Source organism: Arthrobacter sp. Hiyo1 (assembly GCF_001263615.2).
In the GTDB taxonomy this organism is placed as follows: Bacteria; Actinomycetota; Actinomycetes; order Actinomycetales; family Micrococcaceae; genus Arthrobacter.
Genome location: NZ_DF952470.1, coordinates 586,412 through 588,587, shown reverse-complemented (window position 1 = coordinate 588,587; position 2,176 = coordinate 586,412). Strand labels below are relative to the sequence as shown.

Sequence of the window (2,176 nt, the reverse complement as noted above, 5' to 3'; positions counted from 1 at the left end):
AAGTCTCATAGTCGAATCCCTGCGGAGTCTGCACGGCGCGCAGTTGTTCTCGCGGGGCGGTGCCCGTGACGATCTCGGGCGCGATTCCGGCGTCGTCCCCGTCCGTTTCCGCAACCATCTTGACGGTGTCCACCACCGGAATAGCGGGGATGACCGCTTTGGCGCCCGACGACAGCGCAACGGCTACGCGGTGGAAGACCCGGTCGGGAGTCAAGGCACGCGCGGCGTCGTGAACCAGCACAGCGCGGGTTCCCTCAAGGACCGCCCCAAGGGCCGCCCGGACCGAAGCGGCACGGGTGGATCCGCCGTCGACCACGGTGATCAGCGGACCGTCAGCGCCCAACTCTTGGCGGAATTGTTCACAAAGCTCGCGCATTTCCAGATCGCCCGCCGGGACTGCCACGCAGATCTGGCGGGCAACATCGGCGGACGCGACGCCGCGAAGGGCATGGGTCAGGATCGTTTCGCCGCCCAGCGGCACTTTCGCCTTGGGCATGCCGTAGCCAAGCCGCTCACCGGAGCCTGCCGCAACGACGACGACGGCGGTGGCCTCGCGCTGGGATGGTGTAGTCATGCGCCCAAGCCTACGTGGTGCCCACCGGCCCAACTAGCTAGCACTAGGTGTCGTTTTGGGCGCCAAGAACGACACCTACTGCGAGTTGGTTGGGCTGCGGCGCTGGGAGCTCAGCTTTCGGGCAAAAGGAAACCCCGGCAGCAGGTTGCTACCGGGGTTCAAATCTTTGAATCTCTGTTAGGAAGCCAGAACTTCGTCGAGAACGCTTGCGGCCTTCTCTTCGTCGGTCTTCTCAGCCAATGCCAGTTCTGAAATCAGAATCTGACGAGCCTTGGCCAGCATTCGCTTCTCACCTGCGGAAAGGCCGCGATCGTGATCACGGCGCCAAAGATCGCGGACGACCTCTGCAACCTTGATGACGTCGCCGGAAGCAAGCTTCTCCAGGTTTGCCTTGTAGCGACGGGACCAGTTGGTGGGCTCTTCAGTGAACTCGGCGCGGAGAACGTCAAATACGTGCTCCAAGCCTTCCTTGCCCACTACGTCGCGGACCCCAACAAGGTCTACGTTTTCTGCTGGAACTTCAATGGTCAGATCACCCTGAGCCACCTTGAGCTTGAGATACATTTTCTCTTCGCCCTTGATAGTGCGCATCTTGATTTCTTCAATTTTTGCTGCACCGTGGTGAGGGTAAACTACTGTCTCGCCGACCTCAAAAACCATGTGGACTTTCCCCTTTCCCGCAGACCAGTTTATCACGCTTAAGGCATACGATTGGCACGGAAAGGGGTCCTGAGCCCAGTAAATACGCGGAAAATGGCCTTTTCGACCCTCCGGCACCCTCTTGACGGGAGGGCATAAAAGTGCATTGGACGCAGCGTTCCGGATGACCCTACTCCTTCTGGAGGGCCGCCACAATGGTGATCGGAATCCTTGTTCCTGCTAGTTTGCCGATAGGCTATGGCTGAAAAGTGTTCCAATGACTCTTAGAGGAGTACGTGTCGTGCGCATTACTGCGATGAACCGTGTCCAGCGCGGCAAACTGGCGATGGCGGCGGCCGCCATCAGCATCGGTCTCTTGTCCGTGACCGGCTGTGGCTATATCAACCCCCAGCAGACCAACGAGCAGTACTCTCCGTCTGATGGCGTCAGGGATGACCTCGGTTCGCTTCAGCTGCGCAACATGCTCATCGTCTCCACGGACGCCAACAAGCCGGGACGCGTCATTGGTGCCGTGTTCAACACTTCCTCGAGCGATGCAACCCTGACCATCAGTGGCGCAGGCGGCTCACAGGCGACTATTCCGGTCAAGGCCAAGTCCCAGACCTACCTCAACGAGAACACCGACCCCGCGATTCTGAGCACGAGCGGCGGAGCCCCGGGTTCCATGGTTTCCGTGACCATCAAGACCGGCTCCGATTCCCGCACCGTGCAGTTCCCGGTCCTGGATGCTTCGTTGAAGGAATACTCGAAGTACCTCCCCACGGTTTCCGCTTCTCCGAGCCCCTCGGTCAGCGGTTCCGCCACCCCGAGCAGCAGTGCGACCTCGGGCACCAGCGCGACGCCGAGCGCAAGCGCAACCGGCCACTAGGCCACTAGGCCGCCAGCGGCCGCTAGGGTCGGCAACAAGCTGGATCCACGAAGACAAAAAGGAAGGGCTCCCCA

Annotated in this window: 3 protein-coding genes; 1 reads left to right on the top strand and 2 read right to left on the bottom strand. The window is 60.7% G+C overall.

All coding sequences use genetic code 11. The features are described from left to right. Both AHiyo1_RS11590 and AHiyo1_RS11585 read right to left on the bottom strand, forming a co-directional pair. Positions 1 to 574: IspD/TarI family cytidylyltransferase (locus tag AHiyo1_RS11590; RefSeq protein ID WP_059388665.1), on the bottom strand; the 574-nt coding region annotated here is incomplete at its 3' end. Positions 575 to 751: 177 nt separating this feature from the next. Then, positions 752 to 1,234: a CarD family transcriptional regulator gene (locus AHiyo1_RS11585; RefSeq protein ID WP_011690592.1), complete on the bottom strand. Its 483-nt coding sequence runs from the start codon at positions 1,232 to 1,234 to the stop codon at positions 752 to 754. A gap of 295 nt (positions 1,235 to 1,529) precedes the next feature. Here AHiyo1_RS11585 and AHiyo1_RS11580 point away from each other — a divergent pair, with 295 nt between their 5' ends. Then, positions 1,530 to 2,102 (top strand): hypothetical protein, encoded by a 573-nt coding sequence (locus tag AHiyo1_RS11580; RefSeq protein ID WP_059388664.1) that lies wholly within the window; start codon positions 1,530 to 1,532, stop codon positions 2,100 to 2,102. Positions 2,103 to 2,176 lie beyond the last annotated feature (74 nt).